The organism is Thalassospira sp., assembly GCF_030690045.1.
GTDB lineage: Bacteria > Pseudomonadota > Alphaproteobacteria > Rhodospirillales > Thalassospiraceae > Thalassospira.
In genome coordinates, this window is sequence record NZ_JAUYHK010000014.1 from 30,560 (window position 1) to 45,416 (window position 14,857).

At 55.8% G+C, this 14,857-nt stretch carries 14 protein-coding genes; all 14 read right to left on the reverse strand.

Features of this window, described 5'->3' with window-relative positions:
- Positions 1-228: 228 nt before the first annotated feature.
- Genes Q8O73_RS10620 through Q8O73_RS10685 form a run of 14 tightly spaced genes read right to left on the reverse strand, consistent with a single transcriptional unit; the run spans position 229 to position 14,855 of the window.
- Entirely contained in the window at positions 229-1,458 is a 1,230-nt protein-coding gene (locus Q8O73_RS10620; RefSeq protein WP_305558130.1) for a beta-ketoacyl-ACP synthase, read from the reverse strand.
- Positions 1,455-2,180, reverse strand: a complete 726-nt coding sequence (gene fabG, locus Q8O73_RS10625) for a 3-oxoacyl-ACP reductase FabG (protein ID WP_305558131.1) — start codon at positions 2,178-2,180, stop codon at positions 1,455-1,457. Before fabG ends, Q8O73_RS10620 begins: the two co-directional genes overlap by 4 nt.
- The gene (locus tag Q8O73_RS10630) at positions 2,177-2,680 is read right to left on the reverse strand and encodes a hypothetical protein (protein ID WP_305558132.1); all 504 of its coding nucleotides are present in this window, start codon (positions 2,678-2,680) and stop codon (positions 2,177-2,179) included. The genes fabG and Q8O73_RS10630 overlap by 4 nt, the downstream gene beginning before the upstream one ends.
- Positions 2,677-3,897 (reverse strand): beta-ketoacyl-[acyl-carrier-protein] synthase family protein, encoded by a 1,221-nt coding sequence (locus tag Q8O73_RS10635; RefSeq protein ID WP_305558133.1) that lies wholly within the window; start codon positions 3,895-3,897, stop codon positions 2,677-2,679. Before Q8O73_RS10635 ends, Q8O73_RS10630 begins: the two co-directional genes overlap by 4 nt.
- A gap of 2 nt (positions 3,898-3,899) precedes the next feature.
- Complete coding sequence (locus Q8O73_RS10640) at positions 3,900-4,535, reverse strand: DUF3261 domain-containing protein (RefSeq protein WP_305558134.1); 636 nt, start codon at positions 4,533-4,535, stop codon at positions 3,900-3,902.
- Positions 4,517-5,752, reverse strand: a complete 1,236-nt coding sequence (locus Q8O73_RS10645) for an NAD(P)/FAD-dependent oxidoreductase (protein ID WP_305558135.1) — start codon at positions 5,750-5,752, stop codon at positions 4,517-4,519. Before Q8O73_RS10645 ends, Q8O73_RS10640 begins: the two co-directional genes overlap by 19 nt.
- On the reverse strand, positions 5,742-8,057 hold the full coding sequence (locus tag Q8O73_RS10650; RefSeq protein WP_305558136.1) for an MMPL family transporter: 2,316 nt from the start codon (positions 8,055-8,057) through the stop codon (positions 5,742-5,744). Before Q8O73_RS10650 ends, Q8O73_RS10645 begins: the two co-directional genes overlap by 11 nt.
- Positions 8,057-8,692, reverse strand: coding sequence for an outer membrane lipoprotein carrier protein LolA (locus tag Q8O73_RS10655; RefSeq protein ID WP_305558137.1), 636 nt, complete (start codon positions 8,690-8,692; stop codon positions 8,057-8,059). Before Q8O73_RS10655 ends, Q8O73_RS10650 begins: the two co-directional genes overlap by 1 nt.
- The gene (locus Q8O73_RS10660; protein WP_305558138.1) at positions 8,689-9,096 is read right to left on the reverse strand and encodes a thioesterase family protein; all 408 of its coding nucleotides are present in this window, start codon (positions 9,094-9,096) and stop codon (positions 8,689-8,691) included. The genes Q8O73_RS10655 and Q8O73_RS10660 overlap by 4 nt, the downstream gene beginning before the upstream one ends.
- Complete coding sequence (hutH, locus tag Q8O73_RS10665) at positions 9,093-10,655, reverse strand: histidine ammonia-lyase (RefSeq protein WP_305558139.1); 1,563 nt, start codon at positions 10,653-10,655, stop codon at positions 9,093-9,095. The genes Q8O73_RS10660 and hutH overlap by 4 nt, the downstream gene beginning before the upstream one ends.
- Positions 10,648-12,357: a glycosyltransferase gene (locus Q8O73_RS10670; protein WP_305558140.1), complete on the reverse strand. Its 1,710-nt coding sequence runs from the start codon at positions 12,355-12,357 to the stop codon at positions 10,648-10,650. Before Q8O73_RS10670 ends, hutH begins: the two co-directional genes overlap by 8 nt.
- Positions 12,354-14,039 (reverse strand): AMP-binding protein, encoded by a 1,686-nt coding sequence (locus Q8O73_RS10675; protein ID WP_305558141.1) that lies wholly within the window; start codon positions 14,037-14,039, stop codon positions 12,354-12,356. The genes Q8O73_RS10670 and Q8O73_RS10675 overlap by 4 nt, the downstream gene beginning before the upstream one ends.
- On the reverse strand, positions 14,036-14,626 hold the full coding sequence (locus Q8O73_RS10680) for a hypothetical protein (protein WP_305558142.1): 591 nt from the start codon (positions 14,624-14,626) through the stop codon (positions 14,036-14,038). The genes Q8O73_RS10675 and Q8O73_RS10680 overlap by 4 nt, the downstream gene beginning before the upstream one ends.
- Positions 14,607-14,855: an acyl carrier protein gene (locus Q8O73_RS10685; RefSeq protein ID WP_305558143.1), complete on the reverse strand. Its 249-nt coding sequence runs from the start codon at positions 14,853-14,855 to the stop codon at positions 14,607-14,609. Before Q8O73_RS10685 ends, Q8O73_RS10680 begins: the two co-directional genes overlap by 20 nt.
- Positions 14,856-14,857: the final 2 nt, after the last annotated feature.

Here is a 14,857-nt window from a genome sequence, read left to right on the forward strand (position 1 = left end):
CAGTTTTGTGTCAATTTGAAATGCTAAGTAATTGATTTAGAAGCAAGTCAAATGTCACCTTTTGTGGCGCCTGACACCCTCCGGGGGCATAAAAACTTTGGTAATCCCCCATTGAAAGCGGGGGATTGCCGCATTGTACGACGCACCGCCTCGGCTGTGCGGGTAGATCTGTGTAGAATTTTTCGATGATGAAAATACACTATCAAAAGATAACCAATTTTACGCAGATCAAACCTGCCGAAAAATCAGTGACGTATTAATTCCGCCAAAGGCGAAATTGTTGCTCATCAGATGTTCGGCGGTCATCTTGCGGGGGGTGCTATAGATATAATCCAGGTCGGCGCATTGCGGGTCGATCTGTGCCAGATTGGCCGTAGCGACGAAGGAGCCTTCGCGCATCATTTCAAGGCCCAGCCATGCCTCGATGGCACCGCATGCGCCAAGGCTGTGACCGAAATGGCCTTTCAGGGTATGGATCGGGATGGCGCGGTTAAAGACAGCGCGTGTTGCCGTGGTTTCGGCGAGATCACCATGATCGGTTGCGGTGCCGTGGCCATTGATCACATCAATGTCACCCGGCTGTAAACCGGCAGTTTCAAGCGATTTGCCAAGGGCAATTTGCATTTTGTCGGCGGCGGGTTGCGTCACATGCGCACCGTCAGAATTGCTGGAAAAGCCGATAATTTCCCCATAGATGGTCGCACCGCGGGCTTTGGCATGTGTGTATTCTTCCAAAATCAGCGTACCGGCCCCTTCGCCAATCACAAGGCCGTCGCGTCGCGCATCATAGGGGCGCGGGGTCAGTTCCGGGGTATCGTTGCAGGTGCTGGTGGCAAACAGGGTATCGAAGACGGCAACCATGGTCGGGCAAAGTTCTTCGGCCCCGCCTGCGATCATCACATCCTGCATGCCGAATTTAATCGCCTCATAGGCGTAACCGATGCCCATGCTGCCCGATGTGCAGGCGGTTGATGTCGGAATGATCCGTCCTGAAATGCCATAAAGAACCCCGATATTGACCGCAGCGGTATGGCTCATCATCTGGATATAGCTGGTCGCGGTGATGCCATTGCTGTCGCCCGTTTCCATCAGGCGGGTAAAGGCAATGACCGGTGGTGTGCTGCCAAAGGATGACCCATATGCAATGCCAAGCCGCCCGCCTTGCAACAGGGCGGTGTCATTGCGCAAGCCCGCCATTTCAAGGGCATTGTCGGTTGCGGCGACGGCCATTTGTGCGACCCGGCCCATACTGCGCAATTGTTTGCGGTTGAATTTTCCTTTCAGGTTGAAATCCGCGACCGGGGCGGCAAGGCGGGTTCGCAGATCATATTTGCCATCCCAGTCATGCATTCGCCGAATGCCGGTTTCGCCTGCGGCCATACGCGATGAAATTGTGGCCCAGTCATTGCCAAGGGCGGTAATTCCGGCCATGCCGGTGACGACAACGCGCCGGGTCATAGCATCCCCCCATTCACGCTGATGACCTGACGGGTGATATAGGAGGCATCTGCGCTGCATAAAAACGCGATGGTGGCCGCAACCTCGTCCGTTGTGCCATAGCGGCGCATCGGGATCATGGCCTTTACCTCGTCTTCGGGCAGATCATCGGTCATCTGTGTGGCAATAACACCTGGGGCAACCGCATTGACCGTGATTTTGCGTTTGGCAAGTTCAAGGGCAAGCGATTTGACCGCCCCGATAATCCCGGCCTTGGACGCGGCATAATTGACCTGTCCGCGATTGCCCGCGATGCCGGCAATCGATGTCAGGGCGACGATCCGGCCCCCCTTGCGTCGCTGAACCATCGGCATCACCAGCGGTTTGATCACATTGTAAAAACCATCAAGATTGGTGTGCAGAACCCGATCCCAGTCATCGTCTTCCAGCGCGGGAAACGGCCCGTCGCGGGTCAGCCCGGCATTGAGGATCACCCCGTAAGGTGCGCCATATTCGCCCAGTTCATTTTCCAGCGCGAGACGGGTTGCCGACCGGTCGGCAAGATCAAACCGGATCAGGCGTCCGGCCCGACCAAGAGCGATAACGTCATCCAGAACCTTTTGCGCGCCGTCGCGGTCAGAATGATAATGGACAACAATATCAAAGCCGTCCTTTGCCAGACGGCGGGCGGTTGCCGCCCCGATGCCCTTGCTGGCCCCTGTTACCAAGATGGTTTCTGTCATTGTTCTGCCGTGTCTTTTCTTGTGCTGGCCGAAGGTTCGGATGGCCCGGATGGATCTTCGGGTTGATAGACATTTATGCGTGCACTGACAACCACATCATTGCCATCGCGGATTTCACCGTCAAAGACACCCATTTCGCCGTCTTCAAAGATGTTTTTGACATGAACTTCAAGCCGGGTATCGGCGGCAAACCAGTCGCGGGTCATCGTCATTTTGCGCGACCCCAGCAAAAATCCGATTTTGGGTTTGCTGCCCGGTTCGGCCTGTTGCGCGCGCCAGCCGCTATAGGCCGCAACTGTTTGCGCAATATATTCAATCCCGACATAGCCCGGCACCCCGTGGCGGGGGATAAAGAACAGGCTGTTTTTGGTAATGTAAATTTCGGTCTGCATGCTGTCCTCATCCGCCGCAATGACCCGATCAATCAGCAGCATCGGGGCGGCATGCAGCACCAGACTGGCGACCGGAGGGAACGGATTTTGGTCCTTGTTGCTGTTCATGCCGGTGTATTCCCGTCATGCCAGCCGCGCCCCAGAATGACCGAGACATTGCTGCCGCCAAAGGCGAAGGAATTGCTCATCATCGCGCATTTTGTCATTGGGGCAAGGCGGGCATTATGGGCCACGACCAGATGAAGGGGCGGAATATCTGCGTCTGCGACACCGTCCCAGATATGGCGGGGCAATGGCGCCCCATTGGGGGCATCCTGCAATGACAGCCACAAAATTGCGGCTTCTATTGCACCGGCGGCACCGAGCGTATGGCCGGTCATCGGTTTGGTCGAACTGGATGGGACGTTATCACCCAAGACATCCCGAACGGCACGGGATTCCATCCCGTCATTTAGCGGTGTGGCCGTGCCATGCAGGTTCAGATACGCAATGTCGGATGGCATTATTCCGGCATGATCCAGCGCATTTTGCATGGCGGCGGCGGCCCCCTTGCCATCGGGATGCGGGGCGTTGGGGTGATGGGCGTCGGAACTTTCACCAACCCCAAGCAGGGCAATGTCACCGGCGGCACGCTGCATGATAAAAAGAGCGGCACCTTCGCCGATATTGATCCCGTCGCGGTTTTTGCTCATGGGGTTGCAGATGCCCAGGGCAACCGATTGCAATGCATCAAATCCCCGTACGGTCAGGCGGCACAGACTGTCAACACCGCCAACCAGAACAGCATCACACAACCCGGTACGGATCAGACGGGCTCCGGCAGCGAAGGCCTTGGCACTGGATGAACAGGCCGTTGAAATCACATAGACCGGGCCGCCCAGATCAAACGCATCGCGCAGGAAATCCCCCGGTGATCCGATTTCCTGATGGCTGTATAAAAAGCCGGAAGGGAAGCTGCCGGTTTCCAGCAAAGACTGATAATCCTGCGTGCCTTCTTCGATCCCCGATGTGCTGGTGCCCAGAATGATGCCGATGCGGTCGCGTCCGTATTGCGCAATCAGCGCCGCGATTTCGGTTTTGATCTGAGCGGCGGCGGCCCATAGCAGGCGGTTATTCCGTGTGTCATGGCGCTGTAAATGATCGGGCAGGGGTGGCAGTTTGGCGGTAACAGAACCAAGCATGACAGGACGGTCAGACAGAAAACCGTCCCGCGCCATCATATCGGCGGGCCGGTCACCAAACATGGTGTCGCGGGTTTCATCAAGGCCGTTGCCAAGCGATGAAACAATACCAAGGGAGGATAGCCAGACCGGATCAGTGCGCATGGTCACGGGTCCATGCGTTGTGATCGAATGGCGATGTCATAGCCAAACCGTTCATTGCGCAGGCTGGCGACGCCTTGCCAGATATCGCGCGACGGGCGGTCGATCCGGGCATAAATCCGGCCTGTTGCATTTATGCGGATCACACGTTGTTCCAAGATTTCAGTGACCGACATGCTACCGGGCAGGGCCTTTTTGAGGGCATCAAGCGGCCAGTAAACCATCACGATATCAGCAAGCAACCGACGGGCATCAAATGTTTCGGGCAACCAGTCCGCCGTCTGGATCGTTAAGGCATCGGCATCCCAGTCGATATCAATCGCCCGTCGGCCAAGATCGTCAATCATCACGATTTTTACCGCGCCGGGCGCAAGTGCGATGCGGGCCTGAAAGGTGCCCTGTTCATCCTTGGCCCAGCGGGCCTGAATTTGCTGGCTGATGTCAAGGTTGTCATCCCCCGCCCACGGATTGCCGGGCAGGGTGAATTCCGCATTGTCATCCAGCATCACGGTCTGTTTTACCCCGCCCGAAAACAGGGCCGGCATGGACAGATCGGGCATGGACAGGCGCGACAGATCAGCAGGCGTGCCGCAGGCAGCAAGGCCAAGCGATAAAAGAATGGTCAGGATGACGGTGCGCATAGATCGTGCAACATTTCCAGATAACGGCCGGTTTTGGCAACCAGCGGGTTTTCCATATTCCATGCATAGCCTGCAAGGATCGAAACGACCATACGTTTCAGTTGGGAATCATCATCGGGCTGATTGAAAATGATCGTCTGCAACCGCCCGTCATACCAGGCATCGACATAGGCCCGAAAGGTGTCGACCCCTCTGGAAAGGGGGGCCGCAAAATCCTGTTCCCAGTCAACCGGTTTGCCATGATGGCGGGTGACAAGTGCCTTTGCCACCAGTTCCGCCGAATGCATGGCAATTGTCACACCGGATGAAAATACCGGGTCAAGGAACCCGGCCGAATTGCCGAGCAAGGCATAACCATCGCCATAAAGCTGTCCGGATTGGGCGCTGTATCCGGCAATGGCACAGATATCGCGGATCGGTTCGGCGTTCGATAAAAGGATTCCAAGACGTGTATCGTCGATCAGTTGTTTGAAAATATCCTGATCGGTCATTGCGGCAAATGTCGGATCGTTATCGGGGTAAATCACTCCGACCGATGCGGTGCCGTCGGAAAACGGGATCAGCCAGTACCAGATTTCGTACCGAACCGGGTGGACCGTAATCAGGATTTTTTCCCGGTCATAGGCGGGATCGGTGATGTGATCGCGCATATGGGTAAACAATGCCCGGCGTTCGATGGATTTGCCGGGTTGCGCAATGCCCAACATGCGCGGCAATACCCGGCCATAACCGCTGGCATCCACCACAAATCCGGTGCGCAACTGGCCGGGTTTGCCATCCGCATCGGTAAAATCAAGGCGGCAATCGCCGTCTTTCAGGCAGGCATCCGTGACCTTGTGCCCGAACCGCATATCGACACCGGCACGGGCGGTTTCACCGGCCAAAATCTGATCGAACCGGGCGCGTTGCACCTGAAATGTTGTGCCCCAGCCGACGGGTTCAAAATTTTCGCGAAAATCGATGGATTTATACTGTGGGCCACATTCAAAAACTGCCCCGTTTTTGAACTGAAACCCGGCGGCTGTGACGGCATCCAGCAAACCGGCCCGTTCAATCACATTCATGCAATTTGGCAACAGGCTTTCGCCAATGACAAATCGCGGAAATGTTTGCGCCTCCAGCACGGTGACGGCAAGTCCGGCGTCGTGCAGAAATTTTGCGGCAACCGATCCGGCCGGACCGGCACCAATCACGGCAATATCGCAATCAGGTGTCACGGGGTGTTTCCTTGTTGTTTTTGATGGTCGGGGCGGTCATCCAGTAAGCGAGAAACCACGCCCCAACAAGCCCGATGGCAATGACCGAACCGATATCGCTAACCAGCGGCACTGAACTGCTTGCCAGCAGGCCAAAGGTCAGAACGCTGCTGATCAGGGATAACAAGACCGCCAGATGGGTATCGTTGTTGTGGTCACTATTGCGACTTTCGGCCAGAAACAGCACATAATCTGCGCCAATCGCGAACACCAGAAACAGTGCCATGGTGGTAAAGAAATTCTGCGATATGCCGATCAAATGCCCCCCGATCACCGCGATCAGGATTGCGCCCGCCGGGGCGGCAAAGACACAAATTCCCCTGATCAGGCCATATCGCACAATCGCCAGAATACCGGCAACGCCCAGCGATATGCCAAGTGCAATCAGCGCCCAGTGGCGATATTGCGCAAATTGCGCAGAAATCGTCGCGCCTGGATCAATCACATGCGTATCGGGGATCGCGGCAATCGCGGTTGTAATGGCATCAATTCCGGTTGCGGCACGCAGTCGGATGATATCGGAACCGTCAAGACGCAAACCGGTGATTTCGGGCAGGTTCAATGCCGCCCGGTCATCGAAGATCAGGAACGGAGCCTTTTCATCGGGTGCCGCCACCGTAACCGGCAAGAGTTCTGAAAGCTGATCGGCAAACGGGCGATACAGTCCATCATTGACCTGTTTGCGGTTTTCGCTTTGTCGTGCAATGGAGGGAATGACATCAGCCAGCCCGATCATACCGCCAAGCGATCCGTTGGCCAAAAGCGGGGTCAGGGCATTGCGCACCGCCTCGGCGGTTTGCAATCGGGCCTCGCCATCCTGTCCACGGATTTGCAGAAATAACGGTTGCCCGCCAATTCCCATCACATCGGAAATTTGCGCTGCCTCCTGAATCAGGGCGGGGTTGCCATGGCCCAGTTGCCTTATATCGTTATTGCCGGGAATCACGACAAGACACGCCATCAACCCCGCAAAAATTGCCGCAGCAAGGCAAAGCCGGGCGATAAAGCCTGTGCGCGTTTTGGCAAGGCCGGTTTGCAGGATATGGTGAAAGCGATGGATTGGTGATGAGGTTTGAACCTTGCGGCACGGGATAAGAGGCAGAAGGCATAACACACTGATATAGGCGGCGATCAGCCCGGCGACGGAATACACCGCGATCTGCGCCAAAAGTTGGGTCGGGCTGACGGAAAGCGCGCCAAAGCCGATGACGGATGTCAGAAGGCCAAGGCTTAACCCCGGCCGGATTTTGGCGATGCGTTCCTGTGCGGTGCCGCTATGGGGCGGCATCACCAGATAATGCAGGGCATAATCGACCGATATCCCGATCAGACTTGCGCCAAAGACCAGCGCAATCGCGTGGATCGCCGGGAAAATCAGGGTGACGGCTGCCATGCCTGCAATCAGCCCGCTGCCGACAACCAGAAGTGCGCCGATCAGCGGCACGGGGGAATAAAATACCAGCCCGATCATCAGAACAATGCCGATGGTCGCCAGGATTGCAATGCGTTGCACGTCGGATTTGGCGCGCGTGGCTTCGGCCACGGCAAAGAAAACCTGCCCGGTTTTGGCAATTTTCAGGCCGGGTGCCGTGGCAAGGGTGGCGTTAATCGCATCGTTCGCACCCGTGACCCAGATTGAATCCTGTCCGGTTTGGCGCAGATCGGGTGAAAGACGGACCATAAGGGGCAGATAAAATTGTCCATCGCGTTGGATGATACCAGCCCCGTTGCCCAGTTTGTCGCCCAGCCCGGATAAAAAGGCAGGTAACAGGGCAAACGGGTCATGCTGAAGCGTCTGACTGCCAAGCGTTGTGACAGGAGAATACAAATTTTGTACCGCCCGGCGATAAAGGCGGTGGCCCTCGCCATTTTGCAGGGTTTCCCGATCCGTATCTGAAAGCAATCCGTGCGCATAGGGGCCGTAAAAATCCATCAGCTCGTTCAGGCGATCCGCACCCTGACCGGGCAATGTGATGCTGCTCGTTCCGGCAAGGGTCGAAAGCGCGTTGGCCAGATGGGTGCCTGCGGTTTCCAGTTTGGTGCGATCCGGGGAAAACAGCATGAAAATGGCCTGTCGGCCATCCTGCGCCAGAAGATCGCGTACTGTATGGATATCATCGGGGGTGGTGCCATCGCCGGTTTGTTCCTGCCCGATCAGCGACAGGAAATCGGCATCAATTCCGGTATGCCCGCCCACCAGTTGCGCGCCACCAAAGACGGCCATCACCAGCAGGCAGATTGCCCAGATGGATGCGCGCATTGTCATCAGTTTGCCGGACCTGCAAAAATATCGGCAAGATCGGCGGGCAAGGGCATATCGTGCAATTCCTGACCCGACAGGGTGATGGCATCACGATCCCCGGACGGTTTTGCTATTTGCACGACATCGACAAATTGCGTGCCGGTGGCGGTGATTTTGCTGATTTGCCCGGCTATTGGGCTTCCCCCCTTTGGGGTCAGGACAATTTGCCACGGATCGTTACCTTTGGCTGTTTGCTGCACAATATCAAACCGTTCGCGCAACGGGTCCCAATTCCCGGCCAGGACCGCCGAAATCAGTTCGATAAAAGGGCGAAACTGATCGCCACCGGCAAGGTTTTCGCGGTTATTCTGATCATCGATCCGCGTGATGCCATGATCATCAAGCACGGTCATGCCGGGAAACGGCGTTATCGTATGCCAGATCAGGCCGGTTGCCGGGGACAGGGTAAATTCACCCTCCGAGGTCAGCGGTTTGTCAAATCCGGCCAGATGACGGTCCATCGAAAATTGGCCCTGCAAATACTGATCCTGTCCGATCCCCGCCGGATTTCGGGATTGGGCATGAGGGGGCGTGACCGTTGCGCAAACCAGAAGAACCGCCGTCAGGGCGGTGGCGGTGATATGGCCGATTTTGCTCAAACCAGAGCCTCCATCCGGGCGATGAAGAAATCAGGGCTGCGATACAGCATTTCGCCGCTGTTTTTTTCCACGGCGACCTGAATGGTGAAACCCTTGGTCAGTTTTTCGCCGGTTTTGGTATCAGATATCAGATAATTGATTTTAAGCCGGTTTTCATATTCCAGCAGCGTTGCCGTAATGGTGATTTCCTGCGCAAACCGGCACGGGCGGACATATTTGATCCGCATATCGACCACCGGCCAGACATAACCCGACGCATCCATTTGCGGATAATTGTAATCCATTTTATCAAGCAGGGCGCAGCGGGCATTCTCAAAAAACTGCACATAATTGCCATGCCAGACCACATTCATCGGGTCAAGGTGATAAAACTGAACCGTTTCATGGACCGATGCGCTGATCATTCTGCGATATCCCCGCCATAAAGCGACCAGTGCCGATCCTGAATGCGTGTTATCAGCAGGCGCAAGGTGCCTTCAAGGGGCTGGTCTTCGGCAATGAAGGGGATGTCGGTGCCAAGGGCGTCAAGGAAACCGGCAAGATCGCGACCAAGCTGGCTGTCTTTGACGTCGCCATTTTTTATGCGCAGCACGATGGCCTGTCGCACGGCGATCAGGCTGGCGGCGGCAACCTGTTCGGTCAGTTGCAAAATCCGTAGGCAATCGCGTGCGGCAATCGTGCCCATGCTGACCTTGTCCTGATTGTGGCATTCGGTGGATCGCGAAAACACGCTGGCCGGCATGGTGTTTTTAAGCGCCTCGGCCGTCCATGCCGACGCACCGATCTGAACGGCCTTAAGGCCGTGATTGATCGATGCGCGATCCGGGGTGGACCCCGACAGGTTGGACGGCAGGCCGTGATTGAATTTGGTATCGACCAGAAGCGCCATCTGCCGATCCATCAGATCGGCCAGATTGGCAATCAGGATTTTCATGCCGTCGGCGACAAAGGCAACATGCCCGCCGTAAAAATGCCCGCCATGCAGGATGGTTTCGCCTTCTACATCAATCAGGGGATTGTCATTGGCACTGTTAAGTTCGGTTTCCAGCGTGGTTCGGAATGTCGGCATCATATCGGCCAGAACGCCGATCACATGCGGCGCACAGCGCAGCGAATAACGATCTTGCAAACGGGCGGGGACATAACCCGAACCAAGATCGCCAAGGTCTCCTTCGATAAAGGCCGCGATGCGGGCCTGCCCCGGATGGGGCTTGGCGGCAAACAGGCGTTTATCAAAATGCGCCGGATTGCCCAGCAATCCGATACTGGCAAGGGATGTGATGCGGGCGGTCAATTTGCACAGATAATCGGCCCGGACAAAGGCCTGACACATCAGGGCGGTCATCACCGCTGTGCCATTCATAATCGCCAGGGCTTCTTTGGGACGCAGGGTTAAGGGTGTTAAACCGGATTTGGCAAGGGCTGTTGCGGCGGTGGTTTGATTGCCACGATAGATCACATCGCGTTCCCCGATCAGGGTGGCGGCAACGTACGATAGAGGTGTCAAATCGCCACTGGCACCGACCGATCCTTCTTGCGGTATCAGGGGGGTGATGTCGTGTTCAAGAAGGCCTGCCAATTGCCGCAATAAATCAGGGCTGACACCGGAATAACCGGTACAAAGCGATGCCAGACGCACCGCCAGAACCGCACGTGCCTGATTCGGGGACAGCAATTCTCCCAGACCACAGCCGTGAAAACGGCTAAGATGCAGGGGTAATTCGGCAACCAGTTCCGGCGGTACACGCCGCGATACGGAATCGCCATAACCGGTGGTAACGCCATAGATATGACCGTGATCGCGCAATTGACGATCCAGAAAATCCGCCCCGGCCTGAATGCGGGCGCAAAATTCCGGATCGGTTGAAAGGACAGGCTGGGCGCGCTGTTCGGCCAGTGCAACGATATCCTCGATGCGCAAATGATCCTGACCAAACAAAACAGGGGTGCGGCTGTTATTCATTGTCGTCCTTTTTTTTCGCCCAGAAATCATAGAAATTGAACCATTGCAGCGGCTGCGTAACAACAAGCTTTTCCAGCCATTCGGCATATTGCCCGGCATAATGTGCGATTTTTCCGGTTCGATCCGTGCGCGGCAGAATGATTTGATCGGCAAGCTTTTCCCAGGCGATGTCAAAGCGTTTGCCATTGCGCCATGCCGCAACCATGAAAACCGGGCATTGCAAAAGATGGGCAAGGATGAACGGACCCTGTGGAAAGGATGCCGGGCTGCCCAAAAAGGGCACCCTGACCGATTTGTCACGGGCACCAATCGCCAGACGATCCGCCGCAATCACGATCCATTCACCGCGTGCAACTTTTTCACGCAGCAAGATGGCGGTATCCGGGCCGATATCGGCAACCTCGATCAGATCAACCTGACTTTCCGGGGCCAGCTTTTGCAAGACCCGGCCAAAGCGTGCCGCATTTTTCTGATGCAACAGGACATTAACACGAAAATCGCGATCCCGGCTGGCAATCGCACGCACCAGTTCGATATTGCCAAAATGCGATACAAACAGAATCGCGGCCTGATCGCGCGGCATATAGGAAAACAGGCTTTGGGCATGATCAGGAAGATCAAGATCGTCGATCTTCATTGCACCGGACCATGCCGCGATTTTATCGAGTGCACTTTCCCCGAAAGTCATGAAATGGCGGAAACTGTCCCGCCATGTCGGTTTCGAGGTGCCCTTGATTTTGGCAATGCGGGTCAGGACATCGTGTGATGCGCGGCGGGCCATCCGCCCGGTGGCAAAGAAATAGGCGATGACCGGAAACATGACGGCCAGGCAAAGTCTGCGCCCGCCAAAACGATAGACCATGCCCAGAAACCGGGCACCCCAATAAATACCACGTTCGTCGATTTCGGCCCAATGGCCGGAACTTTCGCCGGGGTTTTTGACGATTCCGGTTTTGCGGATTTTCGGCCCGAAATGCCCGCCGTTCAGAATGAAACCGGGAAGGCGGATCAGCATGCCAAAGAACAGCCGCGTATGCATCCAACTGATCAGAACATTGTCATCCCACATCCGGAAATTTGATGTGTTGTCCTCGGGATAGGTGACTTCGGTCGGGATATGCAAAACCGGGACGCCGCGCCAGTAAAGCCGAACCATCAGTTCGGTGTCGAAATCCATTTTGTGACCGCATCCTTCCTCGCGCCAGACAGCAAGACTTGCGGAAACGGGGTAGACGCGAAAGCCGCACATGCTGTCCCGAATATGGGTCGATAATGTTTCGATCCAGACCCAGACATGCGAAACCCAACGGCCGATCCGGCGTTTTGCCGGAATGCTGTCATCATAGACCGGCAGACCGGTGATCAGGGCTTCGGGATGTTCGTGCGCGGTGCGGATCATATCCTTGATCCGGTCAAGGTTGTGCTGCCCGTCGGCGTCAACCTGAATTGCGTGGGTAAAACCGGCGCGGTCGGCCATTGCGATACCGGCCATGACGGCAACGCCCTTGCCGCCATTTTCATCCAGATGATGGCAGGTAATGCCGTTTTCCGGATTGTGCAGGGCTGAAGCCACGTTGCGGGTTTTTGCGTTTGATCCGTCATTGATGATAAAAATTGGCAGATCATACGCACGAATGCGCGCCACCACATCGCCAAGGACGTGATGATGATTATGGGTCGGGATGACCGCACACATTTTCATGCAAAAACCTCGCGCCACTTCAAAATGCCGGAGCTGTGATCACCTTCTGTTACTGAGTAATAGCGGAATTTGACTTTCGCGTTTTTCCGGTCGCAATCAAGTTCCAGCATGACATTTGACCCCGGTGTGATCGGTTTTCGGTATTTAAGCTGTGCCACTTCGCCAATGGTGACGGGTATATCAAAGATTGTCGCTGCCTGATGGACCGCCCAATGCAATTGCACGACACCGGGCAGGATCGGCATGTCGGGAAAATGCCCATGGAAATAAACAAGATCGGCCGACAGGTGCAGTGACAGATTGACCCGATCACCATCGCGACTTTGTATAACGATTTCCGGGGGTCCGGGTTCCTTGTCGGCAAACAGAGCGCGCAAGAGATGAAGCGGGCGCTTGCCCTGACTGTCGGATGGCAGATGTTCAACAAAGCGCCAGCGTTGCGGCAGGGCGGCGTCATCCTCGAATTTTGCAATTTCGCGCCGTAATTGACGTCCCATGCGAAACCGTCCGATGTCATCAAGCATGTCACAGCCTGCTGGCGTCAAGACAGCCACGACACCCAGTCTGTGGTCATTCTCGTCCGGGAGCAGGGCAATCGCATCCTCGACCAGATCGCAATTACGCAAATGGCGTTCAACCGCGCCAAGCGAAATGCGTTTGCCTTCGATCTTGACCACCCGGTCCGCACGTCCGCGCAGCCGAAAGCAGCCGGTTTTTGTGTCAATATCGGCAATATCTTCGGTTTGATACCAGTCATCCCCGGCAATATATCTGGCGCGAACCCGCAGGCATCCGGCATCGTTCAGGCCGATATCGACGCCGGGCAAGGGGAGCCAGATGCTGTTGGCATCCATCTGCTGACGATGGGCTATGCCGCCGGTTTCGGTACTGCCATATATTTCTGTCGGGCAAGTACCCAGCATTTCTGTGGTTTCGCGGGCCGATGTCAGATCAAGCGGGCCACCGGACGAAAAAATCATCGACGGACGCGGTACGTTGACAAGGTCGGGATGCAGGTTTTTGAGATGAGCCGGGCTTGTGATCAGAACATCGCCATCACGCAAATCGCCCTGCATCATTTCCCAATAGGCGGCGGGATCGGCGGAGAAGGCGCGCTTGGTCATCACCGGCCAGATGATCCGGAAAATCAGGCCGTAAATATGCTGATGCGATACCAATCCTGCTATTTTTGCGTCGGTCGGAATGCGCGGTTGCCACAGCGGTTCCTGCACACTGATTTCGGCCTCAATCTGGGCCAGATTCTTGTGAACCGGTTTGGGTGCCCCGGTTGAGCCGGAGGTGAAAAACACCGCCCGGCAATCCTGTGCGTTCGGGAGCGTGTCGTTTTCCGAAGGGGGCAGGCAGGGGGCGGACAGTTTTTCAAGGATTGCGGCATCGTCAAGATACAGATCAAATCGGTCGGCAATGGCGTCAAGATACGCTGCGCGGTCTGTTGCCGGGAAAATCACAGTCGATCCAGCCCGCCAGGCGGCCGTCAGGGCAATCAGGAACAATCGGGCCGACTGGCAATGAATGGCGATGCGATCATAGGGCCGCAGGACCGGGGAAAGCCGCCCGATATCGGGGCAGACATCGCCCACACGAAAGACCTTGCCACTTTCGATACACAACAGGGTGGCGGCATTTTCCGGGTTGTGAAGGTTTTCGATAAAACCGTTCATGCGTTGCCCTTGATTTTGCGATCATGCCGGGCGCGCAGGATGCGCCGGACCGGCCACTCACCAATAAACAGCACGCCCATCAGAATGTAGGAAACCAGACCGTTATAAAGCGTCCAGATTGCCATACTGGCATAATATGCCGTCCATCCCGAAATCATCGCATTGGCGATAAAGAACCCGATCCAGACTTTCGTCAGTGTTCTTGTGTAGGTAATCGCATAGTCATCAAGGTCCGGCATTTTGATCCGGGCGAGGCGTTCGATCATCGGGGCTTTTGAAAACAGCGTAATCGTGAATACCGTTCCCATCGTCAGACTGACGATCACCGGATAAAAGCGGATGGCGACCAGTTCGCTGGCGATCCCGGCAATTGCAAGAATGATCGCGACCATGACGACAAGCCCGGTTGCGACATACCGCTTTGTGACGGCAAACATTGTTGCACGCAGCAGAACGACAATCATCAATCCGGTCAGAATGATTCGTGGGGAAAATGTCGTCAGCCCGAAATAGACCAGAACCGGATAGGCAACGCCCAGGCAGGCAAGCGCAAATGTCGCGACCCGTTTAAGAACTGACCAGGACATGAATTTTCTCGACGACATCATCGACGGTACGCACAGACCGGAATTCAAGTGCCGGGATTTTCTTGCCGGTGATTTCCTGAAATTTGACGATCAGATCGACGGCATCAATACTGTCCAGATCAAGGTCTTCCATCAGTCGGGCATTCGGGGTGATGTCTTCGGCCGGAACTTCAAAAAGATCGACCAGATAATCGCGCAGCTGTTGATAAACGTCGTCGCGGCTTTGCATGA

Bases quoted from the DNA above. Each gene is read 5' to 3' on its own strand.
- Q8O73_RS10620 (WP_305558130.1), bottom strand. From the start codon at position 1,458: ATGACCCGGCGCGTTGTCGTCACCGGCATGGCCGGAATTACCGCCCTT.
- fabG (WP_305558131.1), bottom strand. From the start codon at position 2,180: ATGACAGAAACCATCTTGGTAACAGGGGCCAGCAAGGGCATCGGGGCG.
- Q8O73_RS10630 (WP_305558132.1), bottom strand. From the start codon at position 2,680: ATGAACAGCAACAAGGACCAAAATCCGTTCCCTCCGGTCGCCAGTCTG.
- Q8O73_RS10635 (WP_305558133.1), bottom strand. From the start codon at position 3,897: ATGCGCACTGATCCGGTCTGGCTATCCTCCCTTGGTATTGTTTCATCG.
- Q8O73_RS10640 (WP_305558134.1), bottom strand. From the start codon at position 4,535: ATGCGCACCGTCATCCTGACCATTCTTTTATCGCTTGGCCTTGCTGCC.
- Q8O73_RS10650 (WP_305558136.1), bottom strand. From the start codon at position 8,057: ATGACAATGCGCGCATCCATCTGGGCAATCTGCCTGCTGGTGATGGCC.
- Q8O73_RS10660 (WP_305558138.1), bottom strand. From the start codon at position 9,096: ATGATCAGCGCATCGGTCCATGAAACGGTTCAGTTTTATCACCTTGAC.
- hutH (WP_305558139.1), bottom strand. From the start codon at position 10,655: ATGAATAACAGCCGCACCCCTGTTTTGTTTGGTCAGGATCATTTGCGC.
- Q8O73_RS10670 (WP_305558140.1), bottom strand. From the start codon at position 12,357: ATGAAAATGTGTGCGGTCATCCCGACCCATAATCATCATCACGTCCTT.
- Q8O73_RS10675 (WP_305558141.1), bottom strand. From the start codon at position 14,039: ATGAACGGTTTTATCGAAAACCTTCACAACCCGGAAAATGCCGCCACC.
- Q8O73_RS10680 (WP_305558142.1), bottom strand. From the start codon at position 14,626: ATGTCCTGGTCAGTTCTTAAACGGGTCGCGACATTTGCGCTTGCCTGC.
- Q8O73_RS10685 (WP_305558143.1), bottom strand. From the start codon at position 14,855: ATGCAAAGCCGCGACGACGTTTATCAACAGCTGCGCGATTATCTGGTC.